Here is a 22,489-nt window from a genome sequence, read left to right on the forward strand (position 1 = left end):
ATTTTTGTTTGAAGCAAGGGGTCAGTTCACAATCCTCTTGCTTCATTTTTTTATTTAGAGGAAGCATCTGAACCGTCCCTGTTCCAATAAAAAAGCCCGCTCAACAGTCACGACTGGACGTTTGAACGAGCTTTCTTATGAACAGTACTTACTCCGGAAGTAACACTTCATCAATCACGTGAATGACACCATTGGAAGCCTGAATATCCGCTTTCACTACATTCGCATTATTGACGCGGACAGGGTCCAGTGAGATATCCACTGTTTTCTTGGCTAGTGTTTCCGCCTTTTGACCGTCTTTTAGATCGGTAGACATCACTTTACCGGAAAGCACGTGATACAGAAGAATGTCCTTCAGATCTTCTCTTGCCAGTAATTCTTCTGCCGTGATGCCTAATTTCTTCAACAGCTTTTCAAACGCAGCATCAGTCGGCGCGAACACCGTATACGGACCCTCGCCTTTCAATGTCTCCACAAGTCCGGCTTTTTCTAAAGCGGCTGCAAGGGTTTTGAACTGACCCGCTTCTACAGCGGTGTCAACGATATCCTTCGTTGCCGGTGCCCCGTCTTCAGCGGCCAATACGCCATTCGAAAGGGGCAGGAATACCATGAATACTGCCATCATCAACGCAAATGTTTTGTTTTTCATCCTACTACCTCCTGCTTTTTTATGTAAACATGTGTTTACTCAAAAGGTAGTATGTGTTTGTTTAGAAGGATTATCCATTTAACTTGGACGAACTTTATCAATCAAAAGTCTTATAAAACTTCAAACGAATAACGGAGCCATTTATTCGTCGGAAAGTATAGGATACAGATGAGGAGGTGATGTCATGATTAAAGGATTATATGAAGCACATCTACCTGTAAGTGATATGGGGAAATCAATCGATTTCTATCAAAAGCTTGGTTTGGAAGTAGCGTATGAAAGCGAGAACGTTTCATTTGTCTGGATTGAAAAAGGGAAGAGCTGGCTTGGTTTGTGGGAGGCTGATCAAGTAAACATCCCGTATCATGCCTCCATCAGGCATATCGCCTTTCATGTAGAGACTGAAGATATGATAGAGGCAAAAGGATGGTTAAAGAAAAGAGGTATTGAGGTAAGGGAAGCGTTTGGTTTTTCACCGGAACGTCAGCCTCTTGTCCTCCCTAACAACCCACAAGCCCATGCCTGTCTTTATTTTCATGATCCCGATGGAAATTCTCTTGAATTCATTGCTCCTTTGAGATTGGATCATGAGGAAGATTTTAAAATGATGACGCTTGAGGATTGGTATGACCGTAAACGCTAACACTGACCGAGAGCTTTCTGAAGAATAAATTGGTACGATTCCGCTTAATAAAAATGAGTGATTTTAATAGTCTGCTTTGGTAGAATGTCATTATATTCAATAAGGAGAGATCAAATATGGTGTATGGAGAGTACGATATCGTTTAACAAAGTATCCTCCAAATCCTATTTCAACGGAGGATACTTCATTTTTGAAAATGGAGGAATGAACGTTGAAATGCACTTTAAAACCAATCAACATTGGAGAAAAAATAGAAACAGATAATAAATATTGTAAGATGGTTTTAGAGAACCAGGATGAATATTATGAGAAAGTAGGCTTTACTCCACCATGGATCAGCTATTTAGCTTTTTTGGATTCTCATGTCGTTGGTGTGTGTTCCTTTAAAGGAACACCAAAAAAGCAGAGAGTTGAGATTGCCTATTTTACTTTTCCGGAAAATGAAGGAAAGGGATATGGCAAATTTGTGTGCATGTCTCTTGTAGAAATCGCCCGGGAATTCGATCCGGATATTGTGATTACTGCACGTACAAAACCTGAATTTAATGCTTCTACATCCATTTTTAAGAAAAATGGGTTTGAAATCCGGGACGTTGTTATGGATGAAGACGATGGAGAAGTATGGGAATGGGTTAATCGTTCATAAATAATTATTGAATCAGAGAAATGAAGCGCGGGGGCAATCTCGCGCTTCTATTTTTCTATTAGGAAGCTACACAAATGGCACGAGTAAGATTAGGAACCGGGAAGCAGTACAGTTGGCTGAGTGATGATACGAATGCTAAATGTTGAAACCAACGCCAGTCTTAAACGTAAGTAATGTAAAGACTCAAAAGTGGGAGGCAAAATCATGAGGCAACTTTATATAAAGCAAAAAGTATTTAGCCTTAGCGGGAAATTCACGGTAAAGGATCAAGAGGAGAAGGATCGATATTATGTGGAGGGAAGCTTTATGAAGGTTCCGAAGACTTTCTCCATAATGAATACAAGCAGGGATGAAGTGGCACTGATTACGAAGAAGACTTTCAGCTTTTTACCGAAGTTTTTTGTTGAGGTGAATGGTCAAGAGGTATTGACGATCAAGAAGGAATTCTCCATTCTGAAAGCACGCTATACGATTGATGCGGCAGGCATTGAAGTCCAGGGGAATTGGTGGGATATGGATTTTCAAGTGTTGCAGCATGGCGAGGTTGTAGGCGAAGTGGGCAAGGAGTGGTTCACTTGGGGCGACAGTTACAGGGTGAAAGTAATGAATGAAGAGATGGAGACGATGATGATTGCTCTTGTTATTGCGATTGATTGTGTGAAGGCGGATGAAGCGGCTGCTTCTTCGGTTAACTGAGAGTGTAATAAGCACGGGGACGGTTCCCGTGCTTTTTTAAGTTGTAGATCAATTTGTAGATCCGCCTCTGGTCCATGGGGATAGGTAACGTTGCTTTCTCTGACTGGACTGACCAGGGTACCTGTCCCTTTGGTTTATCAAAGGATATAGCAATATCATATTTATTTATTTTAATTATTTTAATATACTTAATTTAGTGAACTTTCAGTCTAATGATTGTTTTCTTCAGAGATTTCTTTTAGCCGGCTTTTTCGAAAATCCCAATTATTTAAGAAGTCGCAAAAAGCTTTGATCAGCACGTTATTGGAGTATTCTTTCTTGTAAATTAACCAGGTTTGCCGTTTCACATGCTCCCCTTCTTTTGTTAAGCAGGGTGTTTTGAAGAGGTCTTCATCCTCCTCCAATAATATGTTGGGGAGAATAGCATAGCCCAAGCCGTTTAATACCATTTCTTTACACGTTTCCATATTGTCTACTCTCATCGTGATGGATGGGGGTGATACATAATTTTCTGTCCACCAGTTATCGATCAATGTTTTTAATGAAGTGTCCGTGTTGTAGTAAATCCTTGGGAGATTCGCCAGGTTACTCAGATCAATAGGCTTTTTGGATACAATGAGTAAGTTTTCTTCCATGAGTAATTGTTTTTCTTGAGAAAGCTTATAGTTGCCCCTGAGGATTCCTAGCTGTGTTTGTTCTTTGAAAATGGAGTTGATGACTTCTTCACTCCACCCGGTTTTGACATGGAATTCCACTAAGGGAAACTGTTTTGTGAACTCACCCAGAATAGGAGGGAGTTTGTAGCGAGAAAAAATGCTGGAAGCACTGATTCTTAACGTTCCTTGAATCTTGTTCTCAAAGTTTAGGACATGTTCTTTTACTTTTTGGAACTCTTTCTGCATGTTCATGGCGTATTGGACCAGGTATTCACCTTGTGGGGTAAAAGCGACGCCCCGATGTCCCCGGGAGACAATTTTCACGCCGAACTCTTCTTCCAGCTTTTTTAGTCTATAGGTTACCGCAGGTTGTGAGCTTCTTAAGGCTTCAGCGGCTTTGGTAATATTTTTGTGTTCGAATAACAAAGTCAATAAATCCCAGTCGAATTGATCCATGACAGCCTCCTGGAGTTGTTGATGTTAGTGGTTTTAGGGAATGATATAAAAATATTTTATCGTATATTATAAAAAATAAATATTTTATTTATTTCTCTTCCTTGAATATACTCTTCTTATACCATGGTATCAATTAATTTTTTAAGAAGGTGCATGACAGAGTGAACATTCATGGTCAATTATATAAACTGCCAAGCGTTTTAATGAGGGGTGGGACGAGTAAAGGGTTAATTTTCAAAGATATGGATCTGCCAAAGGATGCCAAAGACAGGGATTACGTCATAACCAAAATTTATGGAAGTTCTAAAAATGGACAGATCGACGGCATCGGAGGGGGAACTCCCCTGACAAGCAAGGTTGCCATTGTAGGTGTAACGGATAAACCGGGATGTGATATTTATTATACATTCGGTCAGGTTAGTACAAATAGTCAGAATATTGATTATAATGTGACTTGTGGAAATATGGCTTCGGCTGTCGGATTATTTGCAGTCGAAGAAGGCCTGGTCAAAATCAATGAAGGGATGACGAGGGTAAGGATTTATAATACCAATACCAAGCGGGTGATGGAAGTGGAAGTACCCGTCAAGGATGGACATGTCATCTATGAGGGGGATTTCGCTATAGCCGGTGTGTCGGGAACGGGATCATGCATTATGGTCAACTTCCTGGATTTCGGGGGATCCTACACGGGGGATTTGCTTCCGACGGGGAATGTAGTGGATATCATACAGCTCGAGGATGGGAGCATGGTGGAAGTGACGATCATTGATGTTGGAAATATTCTGGTCTTCCTTCACGCTTCTGATATTGGGTTAAAAGGAATTGAACTTTCAGGGGAAATCAATCAACCATCTGTGCAAAAAAGAATTGAAGAAGTCAGAGTGAAATGCGGCAGACTTATTGGATTATTTCAGGAAGGGGAGGTTGTCACACCTGAAACTCATGCTCTCCCAAAGGTAGCCATTATTTCTCCAGCAACCGAGTATACGGATGAAAATGGGGAAGTGGTCAAGAGCGACAACATAGACATCGTAGCCCGATATATCGCAATGGGAACACTGCATCGTGCATTTGCAGTCAGCGGCGCCATTGGGCTCGGCACTGCTTGCAAGATACCCGGATCCCTTCCTCATTCACTTATCTCAGAAGGCAAGGATGAAATCAACATCGGCCATCCGACCGGAACAATCCTTGTTCATGTCAGCGTAAGGAAAGAGAATTCTACTTATAAGCTTGTAAGAGGCGGAATAGGAAGAACGGCAAGAAGGATCATGGAAGGACATACTTTGATACCCATTGAATTGATGGGTTGATAAGTATCGAAAAAAATTAAAGCGTTTACAAAGGGGAGAATTACATTGAAAAGAAAACTTGTACTGATTGTCATTTTACTCGCAGGGCTCATCATAGCAGGCTGTAGCTCAAATAAATCTGCTGCAGGAAGTCAGGATTATCCCAAAAGACCGGTCGAGTTAGTTGTTCCTTTTGGTGAAGGGAGTGCCAGTGATACATTTGCCAGAAAATTTGCTGAAATCATGTCTAAAGATATGAAGAAACCCCTTCAACCTGTCAATAAAGATGGCAGCGGCGGTCTGGTGGGAATGGTGTACGCACACGGCCAGGCGAATGATGGGTATACGGTGCTTGAGGTTACGCCTTCTCATGTGATTGCAGATGTGCTCGGAAAAGGGGAGGGTCTGACGTTCATGGATGAGTTTGAACCACTTGCCCGCATTCAATCAGATATATATGTTCTATCTGTGCCCGCGAATAGCGATTTAAAAAGTTTTGATGAACTGGTGAAAAAGGGGAAAGAAAAAGAGATCACCTTCGCAGGCGTCAGTCCAGGTGGTTTGGATGATATGACCCTGAATGCTTTAGCTGATGCTACAGGTGTCAAAGTAAAGTTCATTCCTTACGGGTCAGGATCTGAAGTGAAGGCAGCGGTACTTGGTGGGGAAGTGGACGTATACTTAGACAAGTTGATCAATACGGTCGGATACATCAAAGATGGCAAGGTCAAGCCGTTGGTTGTTTTGAATGACGAACGTATCGCCAAAATTGACGAGTTAAAAGACACGCCTACAACAGTGGAAAAAGGCTATGATGTCACAATCGGATCCTGGAGGGGATTCGTGGTCAAAAAGGGGACTCCTCAGGAAGTGAAAGACGTTCTCTTAGATCAAATGAAAAAAGCATATGAAACGGAAGAATACAAAGAGTTCAATGCTGAATCGCTAACAGATATTCGTGAAGGATTCTTGGGTCCTGAAGAATTCAAAGCGGCCATGAAAGAAGACTACGAAAAATTTGATAAGGTAGCGAAACAAACGGGACTTAAATAATCTTACGGCGGCTTCAAATGCCGCCCGTTTTGGAGGGGAGTATATGGGAGAAGTACTATTTCATGTTGTTCTGATACTGGTGATGGGGCTGTTTTTCAAAGAATCGTTCGCCATTTCAACAGGACGGTCGGCTGATCCAATAGGGCCGGCCGGGTTTCCACAGGTCATTATTGTGCTCATTCTATTATTATTGATCGTATCTTTATTCAAAGCCATTAAGAAATCCAGTAAAGAGAAGGCTGTACCTTTAAATATTAATCGAGCATATGGCGGGCTGTTAGTAGGAATCATCGTGTTTATAGTGTTGAACGATTTCATCAGCTTCACACTGGCTACCATTCTTTTTTGCTTCTTTTTATTCTTCTTACTGGGTCAAAAAAATTATGTGAAAATGACCATCACGTCCATTGTGGTCGCGGTGACATTTACACTGGTATTCGGAAATCTACTGACTGTTCCTCTGCCTAGAGGAATTGGTTTGATAAAAGAATTAAGTTATTTCTTATATTGATAAGGGGGGAGAATGATGGATATACAACTATTAGTGGATGGGCTGTTAACAACCCTGACACCGATGAATTTACTTCTGGTCTTTGTCGGGATGCTGGTCGGCGTATTTTTTGGGTCGCTCCCAGGGATCAGTTCTTCAATGGGAATCGTTCTGATGCTGCCGTTTACATATTATATGGGAATACTTCCTTCCATTATGTTACTAGTAGCACTCTATGCAGGTTCAGCCTACGGTGGTTCCATCACTGCTATTTTGTTTAATACACCAGGAACACCTGAATCAGTCGCCACAACCTTTGATGGCTATCCGATGACCAAGAACGGGAAAGCGGGGAGGGCACTTAGTCTGGCGATCAGTGCCTCGGCATTTGGAGGAATATTCTCTGTTCTGATTATGCTGTTTCTGGCACCGCCTTTATCCAAGGTTGCCTTGAATATTCAGAGCGCCGAGTATTTCGCTTTAACCGTACTAGGACTCACGGTCATCTCATCGATTGGAACGAAGTCACCGATCAAAGCCATCACCTCGGGTTTGATAGGAATACTGATTGCGATGATCGGGATGGATCCCATCGTAGGGGCGAATCGCTTTACTTTCGGCAATGTGGAACTGATGAACGGCCTTGAGATGATTCCCATCATGATTGGGGCGTTTGCCCTGGCGGAAGTATTGAATCAAGTAACAGACAAACAGAAAGACTTGAATATGAGCAACAAGGTTTCACTGGAAACGATCAAGATTGTAGAGCTTATCAAACATAAGTGGGTATTACTGAAATCGGCCGTGATCGGGACGGTGATCGGCATCCTTCCAGGAACAGGCGGGTCCATTGCCTCGATTGTGAGTTATGGAGAAGCCATGCGTACGAGTAAGAATAAAGAACAGTTCGGGTCAGGGGAAGAAGAAGGAGTCGTGGCCCCGGAAGCCGCCAACAATGCAGCAGCTGGTGGGGCAATGATCCCGACACTTGTCTTAGGGATACCCGGCAGTCCCACAACGGCGATTATCCTGGCGGCCCTTGCACTTCAAGGATTGCAGCCCGGCCCTCAGCTCATGACGGAACAACCGCTGATGCTGTATTGCATATTCTTCTCTATGTTAATCGCAAGCGTAACCGTATTTATTGGCGGGCGATTGGGGGTCAAAGCCTTTGCGGCGATACTGAAACTTCCTTATTCGATGTTGGGAACCCTCATCGTGTTACTATCAATGGTAGGATCCTATGCCGTGGGCAATTCCATGTTTAACGTCTGGGTCATGCTTGTATTTGGCATATTGGGTTACTTTATGAAGAAATATCATTTCTCTCCTGCATCCCTAGTACTGGGGCTGGTCCTTGGGCCGATGATGGAAGAGAACTTTAGAAGGAATCTGTTGGTCACAGAGGGGGATTATCTCTCCTTTATCACTAAGCCGATCTCCGGAATCATTCTATTGATTGCCGTACTCGCCATGTTTTATCCAATCATCGCCAAGGCGTTAAAAAAGAAGAAAAGCATGGGAGGATCAAGTATTGGATTATAGGGAGGGAGAAGAAGTAAGGGGACGGCTCTAAAAGGCTCAAATGGAAGTTTTATGTTTAAGAGACACAGCTAGGGAGCTATTCTAGTTGTGTCTTTTCATTTTATTTTGGTCATTGATACGCAAGTGGAATTTTGATAGTCAGGAATCCAGGTCAACGGAGGATTGGAAGATTGCATTTCGTCAGCCAGTCTGAAGCACGGGGACGTTTCCGACTCAACTTTTGTAAAGAAATCACCCAGGATTCTGGGCTGGATACTGGAGAAGAGTTTGTACTGAACGTTAAAGGAATTTAAAAAGCGACTCAAATAAAGGTCGCTAACAATCAAAAAGAAAGCTGCAACTTACCTCTCCCGTAAGCCACAGCTTTCTTTTTTCGCCAACCTAATAACTTCCTTCACATCAGTCCCTCTAAATATAGAAGTCTTACGATCATTTTCCGTCAAATAGATTTCCCCATAGGCGTTCTTCTCATCAGACCCAACAATTATAAAATTATAAACCTGCTTATCTTTCAATAAAACCATTTCCATCTTTTTGATCCCAATCACCTCTGCTTAAAATAGGAGCATTGAATTGATTTAAGTGGAAGAATCACTGTTTCTATGTTCCCTCACACTCTCCCACACTTCTTCATTTAAACGATCCACGCTAATTCCCAAAGCCATCGCAATCTTTGATAGGGTATAGGATTCAGGAATTCGTTTACCGCGTTCAATCATACTTATCGTGGTTCGAGCAAGTCCTGCTTTCTCTTCTAGTTCTGCCTGAGTATAGCCCATTTCGTCTCTTCTTAATCGTAATAAAATAGCTAAATATTTCCCGTATAATTCCCGCTCTGTCAATGGTTTAACCCCTTTTACAACCATTATCAAATTGTGAAAAATAGGATGGAACGAGCAAGTCGTCAATATATTACAATTATTGAATAATGTTAAAGGTTTATTTTTGCTCCATGTGCAGCTTTTTGGAGGATTAAAATAAAGGACGTAAATTTTCGATCTCCCCCTTGCTAAACCCAAAATTTAACTAAATAATAGGAATATACTGTTAAATGGAAGACTGTCGAATTTGATCATATATCAAACTCCGAAAGAAAAGTTCCTAGAAGACGTTTTTCATGATGAGCTGGACTATAATATATGCAACAATTACAAGTCCATATTATTTAAGGGAGGGTTAGGGAAAATTCTATTTTCTTCGTGGAGGTGAAGCAATGGAAGTCGTTCAGGTGATCATTGGGAAAAGAAGCGACTGAGAGTGTGTCTTTTAAAGTAGAAGGGAAACATAGGTAATTAAAATAAAGTATGGGCGCTGGACATGAATTCAAGTTGTTTATTGAAGATGACAAAAAAGTTTTAAATTGTTAAAATTTAACTCGTAATGAAATTACTAGAATACTTGGAGGGGAATATATGACGGATGTCTCAATTTTACAAACTGAAGCAGAAAAAAATGCAGAACTTGCAGAAGGTTTAGATGCATTTGGGGGGTTAAATGTACAATACATAAAAAAACAAACTGAAAAAATCTTACAATTAATAGGTAGAGGAGGTATTTTTGAGGAATATACTTACCATGATATATCCCACATAAATACAATGCTAAATAGTTTAGATTGGATAATACCAGAATCCACTAAGAAGGTGATGTCTCCATCAGACTGGCTTCTTATAGTTCTTGCTATTTATTTTCATGATATGGGAATGCTGGTGACTTCAGATGAATATGAAGCTAGGGGAAGCTCTGGATTTACTGAATTCAAACAAAGTATTATAAGCGGAGATAAAGGGAGAGACTTAATTGACAAATTAGCTCAGCTGAATAACGAAAAAAAAGAGAAATTTATTTATCAGGAATTTGTTCGGCAAAATCATGCAAAAAGAATAAAATCTTGGATAGAAGGAAAAGGGCATTCTGACTTTGGTATTTCAAAAGAAATCGTGCATGAATTAGATCAATTACTATCCCCCTTAGGTGAAGTATTTAGAGAAGACTTAGCGCTAATTTGTGAAAGCCATCATTTAGATGATTTAACTAACTTTAATAAATATAAAGTATCAAAGCCATACGGTAATAGTATCAAAGAAACAGCAAATCTCCAATACGCAGCAATCCTCTTAAGAACTGCGGATTTATTGCATATTACTAAGGATAGAACACCTACCGTTTCTTTTAATATAATTAATCCCTCTGATCCTATTAGTCAAGATGAATGGGCAAAACAGATGGCTGTACGTTCAGTAAGGCCAGCCCCTGGTAAAGATAAAAATGGACGTGTAAATAATCAATTGCAAAGTAATACCATTGAAGTACATGCGAGTTTCAGTAAAAAGGATGGATTTTTTGGATTAACTTCTTACCTAGACTATGCTGAAATCCAAATGGAAAAAAGCTATAAATCTGTTAAGTTAGCTAACGAAAAATGGGGATCTACATACGAATTTCCATGGAGAAAAATAGACCAGGATCATATTGAAACTAGTGGATTCTTAAAAGAACCATTTAATTTTGTGTTAGACCCTAAAAAAATCTTAGATCTTCTTACTGGCCATACTTTGTATAACGATTCCAGTGTGGTAATTCGTGAACTGATTCAAAATTCGCTAGATGCCATTAGACTTCAACAAAAAATAAATCCCAAATCAATAGATTCAGGAAAAGTTGTTGTGAATTGGGACAGTACTGAACGTCTCTTAACTGTCAAAGACAACGGAACCGGTATGACCCAAGAAGTAATAGAAAATTATTTTTTGAGAGCGGGTGTCTCAAGGTACCAAGACCCTAAGTTTAAGGAGAAGTTCCCATCGTTTTCCCCTATTAGTCGGTTCGGAATAGGTATTTTGTCAACATTTATGATTGCTGATAATATCGATGTAATAACAACACATCCAGAAGAAGAAAAAGGACGTCATATCTCTCTTAGAACAGTTCATGGTAAATATCTAATTGAACTATTAGATAAGTCAAGTCAAGAAATTTTAAATATTGGCGACCATGGAACAGAAATTAAATTAAAAGTTAGGCCGAGTGTTAATATGGGGGATGTTTTAAATACTGTACAGAAATGGATTTTATTTCCTGAGACTGAGCTTATAGTTATAATTGATGGAGAAAGATTCGATGTAGGGTATAGTAGTCCTAAAGAAGCAGTGAAAGAGTTTTTAATTAAGAATGGATATTCAGAGGCTGAATCAACCTTAGGAAGATATAAAATTGATATTAAAGAAAAAGAAATAGATGGTTTAAAAATTGCTTATGCGGTAAAATGGTCTGACTATTTTAAAGAATGGTCTTTTCTTACTCTGTCAGAAGACGAGGATATTATTGGAGATATAAATAATAGAAAAGAAAATCTTTTAGGAATGTGCATAGAGGGTATAAGAGTGGAATTTGTAACTCCAGGGTTCACAAAAAATAGAATTATTGCGATTGGGAATGTTAAAGGACAAAATGGCCCTAAAACAAATGTAGCACGTGAAGGTATAGAACACACTCAAGAATATGAGGATATGTTAAGAGTGATTTATAGTATATACTGTGAACATGTTGAAGATCAAATGACTGAGCTTCAGAAGAGTTATTCTCTTACTTGGGTAGTAAGGGAGTCACAAGTTTTATTAGAACCTTTAATAAATAGAAACGGCAGAATAAATGCAGTAAATGAAACAATGTTATTAGATGAAGTAAATAAAATATCTACTTTAATAGCAGAAACAGATGGAAAGAGAGAGGCTATTTCTCCTAATACTTTAAGGGGTTATGAGAACTTTTGTACTATCCAGAGTATTTTATATTCTAACTTAGAATCTCTAGTTAGAGAATTACCGAGCAATGCTTCCATATCTGAGATAACAAAAAATGTAAAAATAGCTAATTATGAAATACCTTCAGGTACAATTCTTTCAGAAAGGCAAAATGCACTATTCCAACCTGTTTTAGAATCAATGGACGTTAAGAAAATAACAATAAATAAAGAATTTAGAAGCGTAGAATTATATTGGGGCAAACCAGATGATGAAAAAAATTGGATAGTATTTTCTGGTAACCATGGTGAAAATGCTTTCTATACTTATAATCATAGAATCAATAGGAATAAAAAGTTATTTATTGCGAATGAAAAAGTAGATGTAATCGGATTAGAAGATGAAGTTGGCGTTATTCAAGGAGAATCAATATTCTTACTACATGGTTCTAATATTAATAAGTACTGTAAAGAATTACTATCAGACAGAGGCATAAATAAAAAGTACTCAGATCGTCAAATAGTCTTTATTTTAAATATTATCTCTTATACCATTACAAGACGAGTTAATCAAGAGAATGTTGAGTTAGTATTAGAAAGATTCTTTAGAGATTCACCCAATACCCTAAGGAAAGAACTAGAAGATGAAGGACATCTAGAAGAGATGAAAAGTGTTTTGCTTCAAAAAGAAATAGATATTTACGATCCTTTAAAATGGATTAGAAGTGAAACATATTTACGATTTTAATATCATTATCAAAATAATGTTATCCGAGAAAAATTATTAAAGGTTTCAAATTGTATGTTTCAAACTTAGAATCTATCATAAAAAGCTATACCGTAGACTGACCTAGTCGTATGAGACAGTAATAAAACACCTTCTTAGGCTGCCATGCCACCAAACTCTATTGGTGTGTGGTAGCCTAATTTTTCTTGTATACGCTCTTCATTATAATATTTTATGAATTGATCTACATGTTCCCTTACTTCTTCTCGGGATAGAGAATTGAATTTAACATACTGAAACTACTCTGATTTCAGGTTAGAATGAAAAGATTCAATGACCGCGTTGTCCCAACAGTTATCCCTGCGTAACATACTACTGACTAGATTTTATCCGATTTTGATATGCATAAGAAGCATACACGCTGCCTTTATCCGAGTGGATGATCACTCCTTTAGGGTTTCCTCGTATTTCGAGCGCTTCACTCAAGGTATCAATGACTAAAGGGACTTGTTGGTGAGTATAAAGCTTGTAAGCAACGATTTCATTATTAAATAAATCCATGATTATTGATAAATATAAAGTGTCTGGACCATATTGGATGTAGTAATATCCGTCACCCATTTTTGGTTAGGTTGGCTTGCAGTAAAATCCCTCTTTAATAAGTTAGGAGCGACAATAACTGATTCCCCTTGAGACTTCCACTTTCTCTTTGCCTTAACTCTACATTGAAGATCATATTTCTGCATAATCCGTTGAACAGTATTACGGTTTAATTTGATATGATATTTACGCTTTAAAGCTCTTTGATTTTACGGTGGCCATATCGGTACTTTGTTTTTTCACAGAGGAGGATAATCGTTTGTTCCTCCCTAGACAACTCTATTGATTATAAAGATGCCCAGCGATAATAAGTAGATCTGGGTACGTTTAAAGCAGCTAAAATAGCTGATACTGTATACTTTTTTTCGTAAGGTCTGTACTAGTTGGAGGACGATATCTTTTTCAGCTCCTTTTCGATCTCCAAATACTTTTTTAAGATTTCATTCTCCTGTCTTAAGTGATTCATTTGATGTTCTTTTTTCTCTTCTTCACTTGAACTATCAGGCCCATGTCCATACGAAGATTGTTTTCCAATCGGTTGGTCAAATCGATGGACTTGATTTTCACGATACCATTTCATCCAGGTTTTAATTTGAGAAACATTTTTAATCCCATACTTCTCCATAATTTCTTGTTTTGTCAGCTGACCACTCACCTTATCTTTAACTACTACCCATTTAACTTCTTTTGAATATACGTTTTTGCCCATGCAAAAACACCTCCGAATTAGTACTTTGTTTAAGTGTACCATTTCGAAGGTGTTTTATTGTGTCTCAATAATTTAGGTTAGTCTACTTACTCCCGACGTAAACTCCGGCTTTCTCTCTTAGCTAACTTTATAACTTCCTTCACATCCGAACCCCTATAAACGGAAGTCCTCCTATTATGATCTGTAAAATATATCTCCCCATAATCATGCTCACGGGAAAACCCAACAATCATAAAATTATATGTGTGCTTCCCTTTTAATAGAATAAATTCTTGTTTCTTGATGGTAATCCCCCCAATTAACTACCAAGTCATTCTTTTGGCTTTTTGTCTTTTCTTATATTATCTATTTCCTGAAAAATCCGGTCAATACTAATTCCTGTATTATTATGTATTCTGCTTAGTGTTAATGAGGTTAGAATACTTTCTCCTCTCTCGATCCTTCCGTAGCCTTCTTCAGACATTTTAGTGATCCAGGCAAACTCAGCCTGGGTCATATTCATTTCAATTCTTCTTCTTCTAAGTAGCTTCCCCAATAGTTCCGCAAAAGGCTTATTTTCTTCTTTTACCAAAGGATTCTCCCCTTTTTAGAACCATTATCAAATTGGGGAAAATCATGTACCACGAACAGTAAGTAGGATTATTACAAATTATGTAAAATAAATTAAGTTTATTTTGTCACCGGACATTTCAATGGGATTACTACATTCAAGTGTCTAATAGGGATTGAGAATTGGTAAGAAAGTAACTGGTGTGCCCTTCTTTGCTCTATGGACTCCATATAAATGTTAAAATATAGATAATACAATCCATAGGAGGTCACTACATGCCGACCTACAACAAGTTAGTACGGGATAAAATCCCACAGATCATTGAAAGTAAAGGTAAGGAGTTATCAACAAAGATTCTTAACGATGAAGACTACATAAAGTACTTAAAAGAAAAAGCTTATGAGGAACTTGATGAATACTGTGCGGCTGAAACGGATGGAGAAGCTGTGGAAGAGCTTGCTGATCTCTTGGAAGTTGTCAGGGCTTTGTCTAAGCAACATGGATCTACTATTGATGAAGTAGAAGCGGTACGGAAAGATAAGGCTGAGAAGCGTGGGGGATTTAAGGATAAGATGTTCCTGATTGAGGTAAAGGATTGATTCATTGGAAGTTCCAACTTACCTATTATATAGGAAGAAATAAAGCTCTATGATTGGTGGGAAATGATGAACAGCTTTGAGTTAAAGGAAAGAATTAATAACTTGTCCATATGGAAGAAAGGGGACCAGAGAGCTCCCCATAAACCATTGTTGATTTTGTTTGCTTTGGGACACCTACAAACAGATAAACCCAGATTCATAAGTTATGAGGTTACAAGGGAGAAGCTGACAGAACTGCTGAGGGAATTCGGTCCGCTTAGGAAATCCTATCATCCTGAAGAACCTTTTGTACGTTTAAAAAGAGATGGGATATGGCTTTTGGATAAAGAGGCGAATGCGAAGAGTCCGAGTAATCGTCAATTACTAGCGGATGAAGTTGCGGGGGGATTCACACCGGAAGTATTTCAGCTTCTAAAAAATGACCCCAGGCTGGTCCAAGAGATTGCTCATATTATATTAGACAGTCATTTTCCAGATACGATCCACCAAGATATCTTAGATGCGGTTGGACTGGATCTTTTCACTGTTTATACGAAAAAGAAGAGGGATCCAAAATTCAGGGAGAAGATTTTAAGGGCTTACGGGTACAGTTGTGCTGTTTGTGGTTTTAATGTAAGACTAGCCCACACACTTGTCGGTGTTGAAGCAGCCCATATCAAGTGGCACCATGCTGGTGGTCCGGATACTGAGGAAAATGGAATAGCTTTGTGTTCTTTGCATCATAAACTATTTGATAGGGGAGTGTTCACGTTGACGCCTGAGCGTAAGATGGTTGTGTCTCAGGATGCACATGGAACTCAGGGGTTTGAAGAGTGGTTGTTGAGGTTTAATGGACAGCTGGTTCGGGAGCCGATACAGTCGTATTATTATCCGGATCATTCGTTTTTAGATTGGCATGTCAGGGAGGTTTTTAAAGGACTGCAATACAGAATATAAAGCTGACACAAAACAGAGTAAATCCATCCCCCTCAGTAAACTAAAGTAATTTCGTACGGAGGACGGTACCTCTTTGCAAATGAAAGGTGCTAAATAAATTCATATATTGAAACATAGAAACGGTTCTCATGCGTCGGAAACAGTGGGAGTCGATTGAAGTGATCAGGGAGAAGAAGCGATTGGAAAGAAGGCAATGAATCGGGGTTTGGTGAAGACGACTCCTACTTCGTACCAGGGATGGTCATATACTTCTCTGATCAAGGATTACAATGCGAATCCCCGAATGAGGAAATGAAACTGTATCCTTTTGCGAATTTACATAATTACTAGAAGCGAGGGGAGAACGATCCCCTGACGGATACGATGTATGAGTATAAATTAATTGCAAGTCAATTTTATATAATTTAGATACTTAGGTGGTATATGCAATGAAAAATATGATATTTAATCTATGGGAAGGCAATAAAGATTTCTTTCAGTCAAAGTCTATCGAGCAAATTTTGTCTTTTTGTGGAGATGGTAAATTAAGGGATGGATCTTTAACTTCTCAAGAATTTAGAAGTTTTATGGGGAAGATACCATCAAGATATTTACAAAAATATGCAGATGAATGTTTAGCAAATTCATATAAAGATGGGGGGTTAATTTTACAAGACATCATAAATCAAATTGGTGTGAGGTTAGGTTTTAACGTAGAAGATGGATTGTATAGGGGTACAAAAAATAATAAGGATATTGGATATGATGGAATTTGGACATCAAAAGATGGGTATGAAATGGTTGTCGAAGTGAAAACAACAGATACTTATCGAATTAATTTGGATACTGTGGCAAATTATCGTAACCGATTAATAGAAGATAAAAGATGTAAAAAAAATAAATCTTCAATATTAATAGTAGTTGGTAGACAAGATACTGGTGACCTCGAAGCTCAGATAAGGGGATCTAAACATGCATGGGACATAAGGTTGATAAGCACTGATGCTTTACTAAAGCTAATGATGTTAAAAGAAAATTTAAATGATACGAGAACATCTCTTCAAATCAATGAAATATTGAAGCCAATGGAATACACAAGAGTAGATCCACTTATTGATATTATTTTTAATACAACTGAAGATATACAGAGTGATAGTGAAATAGAAATAGACGAAGAGAAATTCGATAGAGTATCCTCGGAACAAAGTGGTTACAGTATTAAGAAGGAAAAGGATAAAAAGAATAAAGATGTTGAGTTTAGAGAGGCATGCATATCTAGAATTCAAAAACATTTTAAGACCTCTTTTATTAAAAGAGGACGTTGTTTATATTCGAGCTCTAATATCAATATCAATTTAGTGTGCCTGGTGTCAAAGGAATATGTGTTAAAGACAGCAAGGAGATATTGGTTTGCTTTTCATCCTCCTCAACAAGAGTTTCTTATTGAAGCGGACAATTCTTATATTGCTTTTGGATGTGGATCTTCAGAGACAATTATCCTTATCCCTTACTCACAATTTGAAAATAGTATTAAGAAATTAAGTCAAACTAATAGAGAAAATGGAAGTTTTTATTGGCATGTGGAGATTTATGAGAGAGATGAAGTATATACCATCAGACAAAATCATTCTAAAGACATAGTAGTCACAGATTGTTTCTTAGGATAAGTGTTATAACAAGAAATTAAAAAGTATTGATACCGAATTAGAGTTTTATAACTATTCTATTTGCAGAGCTAAAACTGTAAACCTGATGTCTGAAAATTGAGATGTTATCCAGGCGAATCAGTGAAATTTGGAGAATCCATATGTGCTATTCAAGCATATCCAACGAAAAACCAAGAATCTATGTCTATGCTTGACGAAAAATTATCACAAGCTTTGAGTTAAATGGGGTTACTCTAACAAGAGTAGCTCTATTTTTTATTGATTAAACGAACGTATATTCTTGCGTCTAGCTGAAAAATGAAATATAATGAATACAGCAAAATGATATATTTAGTGTGTTTTTGCTGTATTGGGGGTGTGTATATGAATCTAGTAGAACCTATAAAAAATCAATCCGATATAGAATTAATAAAAAATGAACTATTGAGTAATTGCTTCCGCGACTACTTTTTGTTTGTTTTAGGGATAAATACTGGAATGAAGATTTCGGATTTACTGACCCTGAAATTTATGCATTTAATAAGAGAAGAACAGATCGTTTCTTTTATACATATTAGAAATACAAAATACCCCATTAATGATGGGTTGAGAATGTGTATAGGAGACTATTTCAATAGTTTAACACATTATTCTCAAGACAGTTATATTTTTGAAAGTAGAAAAGGGAATGAACCAATAGATCGCTCACATGCATATAGAATTATTAGTGATGCAGCTAAAAAAGTTGGTGTTAACTGTAACGTTGGCACACAAACATTGCGAAAAACATATGGTTATCATCATTTTAAAAAGCACCAAGATATTAAATACCTACAAAAGGTTTTTAACCATAATTCAAGAAAAAAAACATTTGACTATATTGGTGTGGAATTAGCTGAAATAGTTAAGGAAGATAAAGAAATTTACTTGTGATTGTTCTTTAGAAAGGGTGAGTATAATGCCAAGAGTTATCGATTTATTTTGTGGATGTGGCGGAATTAGTGAAGGGTTTCGTCTAGCTGGCTTTGATATTATTGGAGGGCTAGATTTTAATAAAGATGCAGTAGAGACGTTTGATAGAAATTTCGAAAATGCTAGAGGGATATTTGCTGATATTCAGGATGTCAAGAACGAGGATATCCCGTTTATGTTTGATTTATTAGGGGATATTGATGTCATTGTTGGTGGACCTCCTTGCCAAGGTTTTTCATCAGCAAATAGATGGCAGAAAGAGATGGCAGATCCCAGAAATAAATTATTTTATGAATTCATTCGGTTTGTAGAGGTGCTTCAACCTAAAGCAGTAGTAATTGAAAATGTCAGAGGAATTTTAACCAGAGACAATGGTTACGCGAAAGATCGAATTTACACAATTCTAAATAATTTAGGCTATAACGTAGATAGTAATGTGTTAGATGCTTCTAGTTTTGGCGTACCTCAAAAAAGACTGCGAGCTTTTTTTGTTGCAACTAGAAAAGATTTACCTAAAGTTACATTTGAAAAGTTAACCGAAAAAAAATCAGTATTTGTTAAGGATGCATTGGAAGAGCTATATGGACTAGAATCAGAAAGACAATCCAATAAATCTACCTATAAGCTTCAATCTAAACCAAAATCTGAATATAAAAAGTATCTAAGACATAAGCAAAACATGGTCTATAATCATGAAATAAAGTATCCTGCGGAGATCCAACAAGAAAGAATTTCCAAAGTTCCTCAGGGGGGGAACTGGAGAGATATACCTGAAGAGTTATTTTCAAATAAAAGGAACAATAGACATTCATCTGCTTATAAACGATTAAATGAAGAAGATTATTCAGTAACAATTGACACTGGGAATGCACATAGTAACTATTTCCATCCAATATTTGATAGAATTCCAACGGTAAGGGAAGCTGCAAGATTGCAATCGTTTAACGATAACTATGTATTTTATGGATCACGAACTAGCCAATATAGACAAGTGGGAAATGCGGTACCTCCTCTGTTGGCTAAAGCAATTGCAGTTGCAATTAAGGAGGGGATATTTAATGAACAAACCAAAGATTATAGATTTGTTTAGTGGTGTAGGTGGGTTTAGTTTAGGCTTTGAGATGGCAGGTTATGAATCTGTCTTTGCTATAGATTTTTGGAAAGATGCTGTCAATACTTATAATTTTAATCGTATTAATCCAGTTGCACATGAAATGAGTATTCACGATTTTACCCAGGATAAAATTGATAAGTTACTCGAAGAGCATGAGATTGAGGGTATTATCGGCGGCCCTCCCTGCCAAGGCTTTAGCACTGTTGGAACACGGGATATAAACGATGAAAGAAATCATCTATACCTAGAATACTATCGAGTCGTAAAACAAATAATGCCTAAATTTTTTGTTATTGAAAATGTAAAAGGTTTAATGACTCTCAATAAAGGCATGTTTAAGGAAGATATAATGAAAAGGTTTGGGGAGCTCGGATATCGAATTGAAGAGCCTAAGGTATTAAATTCAGCTAACTATGGAGTTCCACAACATCGTCATCGTGTATTTTTTGTTGGAGTTTTAGATGGCCGGTTTACTTATCCTACTGAAAAAGAGGAATTTGTTTCAACATCAGATGCACTTTCAGATTTACCTTCATTAGATAATATGTCAGAGTATCGGGATGAATATGAATACAGTATAGAGCCTACAAATTATTATCAAAACTTTATGCGATCTAAATCTTCTGTTATTACAAATCATAACCAAACAAATCATACTGAACAAACGATTAATATTATATCAATGGTCAAAGATGGTGGGTCTATAAAAGATTTACCTGAAGAATATTGGGCAATAAGAAAATACAATAAGGCATTCCAAAGAATGAATAGTCAACTGCCTTCACATACCATAGATACCGGACATCGAAATTATTTCCATTACAAGGAAAATAGAGTGCCATCAGTTAGGGAATGTGCTCGAATACAATCATTCCCAGATGATTTCACTTTTATAGGTACTAAATCAAGTCAGTATAAGCAAGTAGGGAACGCTGTACCACCGTTACTAGGATTTGAAATTGCAAAGCAGTTACAAAAACGGTTAGAAAATTTTGAAGAAGCTTCAGAAAAAATAGTAATAGAAGATAAAGGGCAGCTAAGTATGACCATTTAAATTAATTATGATAAGTCTGGATATTATATATATCCAGGCTTTTTTAAGTTTTTAGTTAATAGTCGATTTTCTGATTAACGAGAATAATAGTAATAAAGATAAAGGTGAATTCAATAGTTAATGGTATCGGATATAGTATAAAGGACCTTTTTTGTAAAAAAATCACTTGAAAAATATGTTATATTATAACTAGAGTTGATGAACGGTGGTGGTAGCTTGTCATATTTTGGGTATGACCATGAAAATGTAGAACCAGAGGCATCCTCGGTAGTAGAATCGTTGAGGTCTATTGGTTACAGTTTGGAAACAGCAATATCAGATATCATAGATAATAGTATTGCTGCAGATGCGAGCAAGATTAAACTTACATTCCATTGGAATGAGAAAAATAATTATATAAAAATTGAAGATAACGGTAGGGGTATGGATGAAGGGGAACTAACTCAGGCTATGAAATTTGGTTCGAAAAGCCCTCTTGAAACTCGCGATCCTAAAGATTTAGGACGTTTTGGTATGGGACTTAAAACCGCAGCATTCTCTCAAGCAAGACGACTTACTGTAAAAACGAAAAGAAAAAATGGTAACTATTACGTGCGTTGTTGGGATTTAGATATTATTAATGAGACTGGAAAATGGACGTTATTAAAGAAAGCTTACAATGAAATATCATTATCAAGCTTGGGGAATTTATCAGAAGAAACTCACGGGACGATTGTTCTGTTAGAAAATCTAGATCGTGTAGTTGGTGATCATTATACTCCAAAAGGCTATAATGCATTTTTGTCAAAAGTTAATGCATTAGAAAAACATTTAAGTATGGTATTTCATAGATTTCTCAAGGGTAAAAATTCAATTGCCATTTTAATAAATGGACGCCAAATTGAGCCGTGGGACCCGTATCTTCTTGATGTAGATGCTACTCAAGAATTAATAGACGAACCATTCATGGATGGGAATCAAAAGATAAAAATCTCGGCTTTCGTATTACCCCATCATTCTAAAATTACTAAACATCAATATGATTATGGAGAAGGTCCAAAAGGCTGGAATGCACAGCAGGGATTTTATATATACAGAAATAAAAGACTCTTAGTTGCAGGGACCTGGTTAAATTTATTTCGTAAAGAAGAGCCCTATAAATTAGCAAGAATTATAATCGATATTACGAGTGAGTCTGATTTTAATTGGCAGATAGATATCAAGAAATCAACTGCTCGACCACCCCAGGAGTTATTGCCAGAGATTAAAAGAATAGGACTCTTAACTAGAAACGCTTCTTATAGAACCTTTTATCATCGAGGCACAAAGGTAATCGGTGAGAGAAATAATCAAATGAAATATAAGAATGCACATCTATGGGAGCAAATTTATAAACATGGTAAGTCGTTTTATAAAATTAATAAATCTCATCCAATGTTATTAAAATTATTAGAAGATCTTTCTATAGATGAGAGACTACTGAATAGTTATTTGTCTTTAATTGAGGAGAATGCTCCTGTAAATCTGATTGCCTATAAGCCTACAACTGAATCAACCAATGAGAATACCACAAGTGAAATAACAAAGGATCAAAAAAATAACTTACTTAATGGTCTAAAGGATCTTATTTATGCTATGAGATTATTAAATTATACGGATGATCAAATTCTTTACCAATTAAATAATATTGAACCTTATAAGCATCATCCAGAATTAGTTTCATTATCTTTAGAAGGTTATTACGAATAATATA

Annotated in this window: 22 protein-coding genes and 3 pseudogenes; 16 read left to right on the top strand and 9 right to left on the bottom strand. The window is 37.2% G+C overall.

Going from position 1 to position 22,489, the window contains the following annotated elements; all coding sequences use genetic code 11:
• Window positions 1–148 precede the first annotated feature (148 nt).
• The gene (locus Q1B03_RS13650; RefSeq protein ID WP_299742038.1) at window positions 149–649 is read right to left on the bottom strand and encodes a fasciclin domain-containing protein; all 501 of its coding nucleotides are present in this window, start codon (window positions 647–649) and stop codon (window positions 149–151) included.
• A 184-nt stretch (window positions 650–833) separates the two neighbouring features.
• Between Q1B03_RS13650 and Q1B03_RS13655 the strand changes: the two genes are divergently transcribed.
• From Q1B03_RS13655 to Q1B03_RS13665, 3 genes are all read left to right on the top strand, one after another.
• A complete protein-coding gene (locus Q1B03_RS13655) occupies window positions 834–1,292 on the top strand; it encodes a VOC family protein (protein ID WP_299742041.1) in 459 nt (152 codons plus the stop codon).
• A gap of 211 nt (window positions 1,293–1,503) precedes the next feature.
• Window positions 1,504–1,938: a GNAT family N-acetyltransferase gene (locus Q1B03_RS13660; protein ID WP_299742044.1), complete on the top strand. Its 435-nt coding sequence runs from the start codon at window positions 1,504–1,506 to the stop codon at window positions 1,936–1,938.
• Window positions 1,939–2,142: 204 nt separating this feature from the next.
• Entirely contained in the window at window positions 2,143–2,634 is a 492-nt protein-coding gene (locus Q1B03_RS13665; RefSeq protein WP_299742047.1) for an LURP-one-related/scramblase family protein, read from the top strand.
• Window positions 2,635–2,843: 209 nt separating this feature from the next.
• Here Q1B03_RS13665 and Q1B03_RS13670 read toward each other — a convergent pair whose 3' ends face one another.
• On the bottom strand, window positions 2,844–3,746 hold the full coding sequence (locus Q1B03_RS13670) for a LysR family transcriptional regulator (protein WP_299742050.1): 903 nt from the start codon (window positions 3,744–3,746) through the stop codon (window positions 2,844–2,846).
• 161 nt (window positions 3,747–3,907) lie between these two features.
• Here Q1B03_RS13670 and Q1B03_RS13675 point away from each other — a divergent pair, with 161 nt between their 5' ends.
• From Q1B03_RS13675 to Q1B03_RS13695, 5 genes are all read left to right on the top strand, one after another.
• The gene (locus tag Q1B03_RS13675) at window positions 3,908–5,062 is read left to right on the top strand and encodes a 2-methylaconitate cis-trans isomerase PrpF family protein (RefSeq protein WP_299742053.1); all 1,155 of its coding nucleotides are present in this window, start codon (window positions 3,908–3,910) and stop codon (window positions 5,060–5,062) included.
• Between the two features lie 45 nt (window positions 5,063–5,107).
• Entirely contained in the window at window positions 5,108–6,094 is a 987-nt protein-coding gene (locus Q1B03_RS13680; protein ID WP_299742056.1) for a tripartite tricarboxylate transporter substrate binding protein, read from the top strand.
• 43 nt (window positions 6,095–6,137) lie between these two features.
• The gene (locus Q1B03_RS13685) at window positions 6,138–6,605 is read left to right on the top strand and encodes a tripartite tricarboxylate transporter TctB family protein (RefSeq protein WP_299742059.1); all 468 of its coding nucleotides are present in this window, start codon (window positions 6,138–6,140) and stop codon (window positions 6,603–6,605) included.
• A 12-nt stretch (window positions 6,606–6,617) separates the two neighbouring features.
• The gene (locus tag Q1B03_RS13690) at window positions 6,618–8,129 is read left to right on the top strand and encodes a tripartite tricarboxylate transporter permease (protein ID WP_299742062.1); all 1,512 of its coding nucleotides are present in this window, start codon (window positions 6,618–6,620) and stop codon (window positions 8,127–8,129) included.
• Window positions 8,130–8,299: 170 nt separating this feature from the next.
• Window positions 8,300–8,422, top strand: coding sequence for a hypothetical protein (locus tag Q1B03_RS13695; protein ID WP_299742065.1), 123 nt, complete (start codon window positions 8,300–8,302; stop codon window positions 8,420–8,422).
• Window positions 8,423–8,707: 285 nt separating this feature from the next.
• Here Q1B03_RS13695 and Q1B03_RS13700 read toward each other — a convergent pair whose 3' ends face one another.
• Window positions 8,708–8,971 (bottom strand): helix-turn-helix transcriptional regulator, encoded by a 264-nt coding sequence (locus Q1B03_RS13700; RefSeq protein WP_299742068.1) that lies wholly within the window; start codon window positions 8,969–8,971, stop codon window positions 8,708–8,710.
• 570 nt (window positions 8,972–9,541) lie between these two features.
• Between Q1B03_RS13700 and Q1B03_RS13705 the strand changes: the two genes are divergently transcribed.
• Entirely contained in the window at window positions 9,542–12,619 is a 3,078-nt protein-coding gene (locus Q1B03_RS13705) for an ATP-binding protein (RefSeq protein ID WP_299742071.1), read from the top strand.
• A gap of 134 nt (window positions 12,620–12,753) precedes the next feature.
• Here the strand turns inward: Q1B03_RS13705 and Q1B03_RS22160 are convergent.
• The 6 genes and pseudogenes from Q1B03_RS22160 to Q1B03_RS13715 form a co-directional block, all read right to left on the bottom strand.
• Window positions 12,754–12,873 (bottom strand): annotated as a pseudogene (locus tag Q1B03_RS22160) (IS3 family transposase); the annotation flags it as partial.
• Between the two features lie 97 nt (window positions 12,874–12,970).
• On the bottom strand, window positions 12,971–13,219 hold the full coding sequence (locus Q1B03_RS22165) for a DDE-type integrase/transposase/recombinase (RefSeq protein ID WP_366141294.1): 249 nt from the start codon (window positions 13,217–13,219) through the stop codon (window positions 12,971–12,973).
• Window positions 13,162–13,392: pseudogene (locus Q1B03_RS22170) on the bottom strand (hypothetical protein); the annotation flags it as partial. The gene Q1B03_RS22165 and the pseudogene Q1B03_RS22170, both read right to left, overlap by 58 nt.
• A gap of 92 nt (window positions 13,393–13,484) precedes the next feature.
• Window positions 13,485–13,559: pseudogene (locus tag Q1B03_RS22175) on the bottom strand (hypothetical protein); the annotation flags it as partial.
• 18 nt (window positions 13,560–13,577) lie between these two features.
• Window positions 13,578–13,907, bottom strand: coding sequence for a hypothetical protein (locus tag Q1B03_RS13710; protein ID WP_299742074.1), 330 nt, complete (start codon window positions 13,905–13,907; stop codon window positions 13,578–13,580).
• A gap of 310 nt (window positions 13,908–14,217) precedes the next feature.
• Window positions 14,218–14,478 (bottom strand): helix-turn-helix domain-containing protein, encoded by a 261-nt coding sequence (locus Q1B03_RS13715; RefSeq protein ID WP_299742077.1) that lies wholly within the window; start codon window positions 14,476–14,478, stop codon window positions 14,218–14,220.
• A 254-nt stretch (window positions 14,479–14,732) separates the two neighbouring features.
• Here Q1B03_RS13715 and Q1B03_RS13720 point away from each other — a divergent pair, with 254 nt between their 5' ends.
• From Q1B03_RS13720 to Q1B03_RS13750, 7 genes are all read left to right on the top strand, one after another.
• Window positions 14,733–15,056 (top strand): nucleoside triphosphate pyrophosphohydrolase, encoded by a 324-nt coding sequence (locus Q1B03_RS13720; RefSeq protein WP_299742080.1) that lies wholly within the window; start codon window positions 14,733–14,735, stop codon window positions 15,054–15,056.
• A 66-nt stretch (window positions 15,057–15,122) separates the two neighbouring features.
• On the top strand, window positions 15,123–15,992 hold the full coding sequence (locus Q1B03_RS13725; protein ID WP_299742674.1) for a phosphorothioated DNA-binding restriction endonuclease: 870 nt from the start codon (window positions 15,123–15,125) through the stop codon (window positions 15,990–15,992).
• Between the two features lie 428 nt (window positions 15,993–16,420).
• The gene (locus Q1B03_RS13730) at window positions 16,421–17,638 is read left to right on the top strand and encodes a hypothetical protein (RefSeq protein WP_299742083.1); all 1,218 of its coding nucleotides are present in this window, start codon (window positions 16,421–16,423) and stop codon (window positions 17,636–17,638) included.
• 363 nt (window positions 17,639–18,001) lie between these two features.
• Window positions 18,002–18,550 (top strand): tyrosine-type recombinase/integrase, encoded by a 549-nt coding sequence (locus tag Q1B03_RS13735; RefSeq protein WP_299742086.1) that lies wholly within the window; start codon window positions 18,002–18,004, stop codon window positions 18,548–18,550.
• A gap of 25 nt (window positions 18,551–18,575) precedes the next feature.
• Window positions 18,576–19,679 carry a DNA cytosine methyltransferase gene (locus tag Q1B03_RS13740; protein WP_299742089.1) on the top strand — a complete coding sequence of 368 codons (1,104 nt, stop codon included), beginning with the start codon at window positions 18,576–18,578 and terminating at the stop codon, window positions 19,677–19,679.
• Entirely contained in the window at window positions 19,648–20,757 is a 1,110-nt protein-coding gene (locus Q1B03_RS13745) for a DNA cytosine methyltransferase (RefSeq protein WP_299742092.1), read from the top strand. The genes Q1B03_RS13740 and Q1B03_RS13745 overlap by 32 nt, the downstream gene beginning before the upstream one ends.
• 216 nt (window positions 20,758–20,973) lie before the next feature.
• Window positions 20,974–22,485 (top strand): ATP-binding protein, encoded by a 1,512-nt coding sequence (locus tag Q1B03_RS13750; RefSeq protein ID WP_299742095.1) that lies wholly within the window; start codon window positions 20,974–20,976, stop codon window positions 22,483–22,485.
• Window positions 22,486–22,489: the final 4 nt, after the last annotated feature.

The sequence above is a fragment of the uncultured Rossellomorea sp. genome, from assembly GCF_947488365.1.
Lineage (GTDB): Bacteria > Bacillota > Bacilli > Bacillales > Bacillaceae_B > Rossellomorea.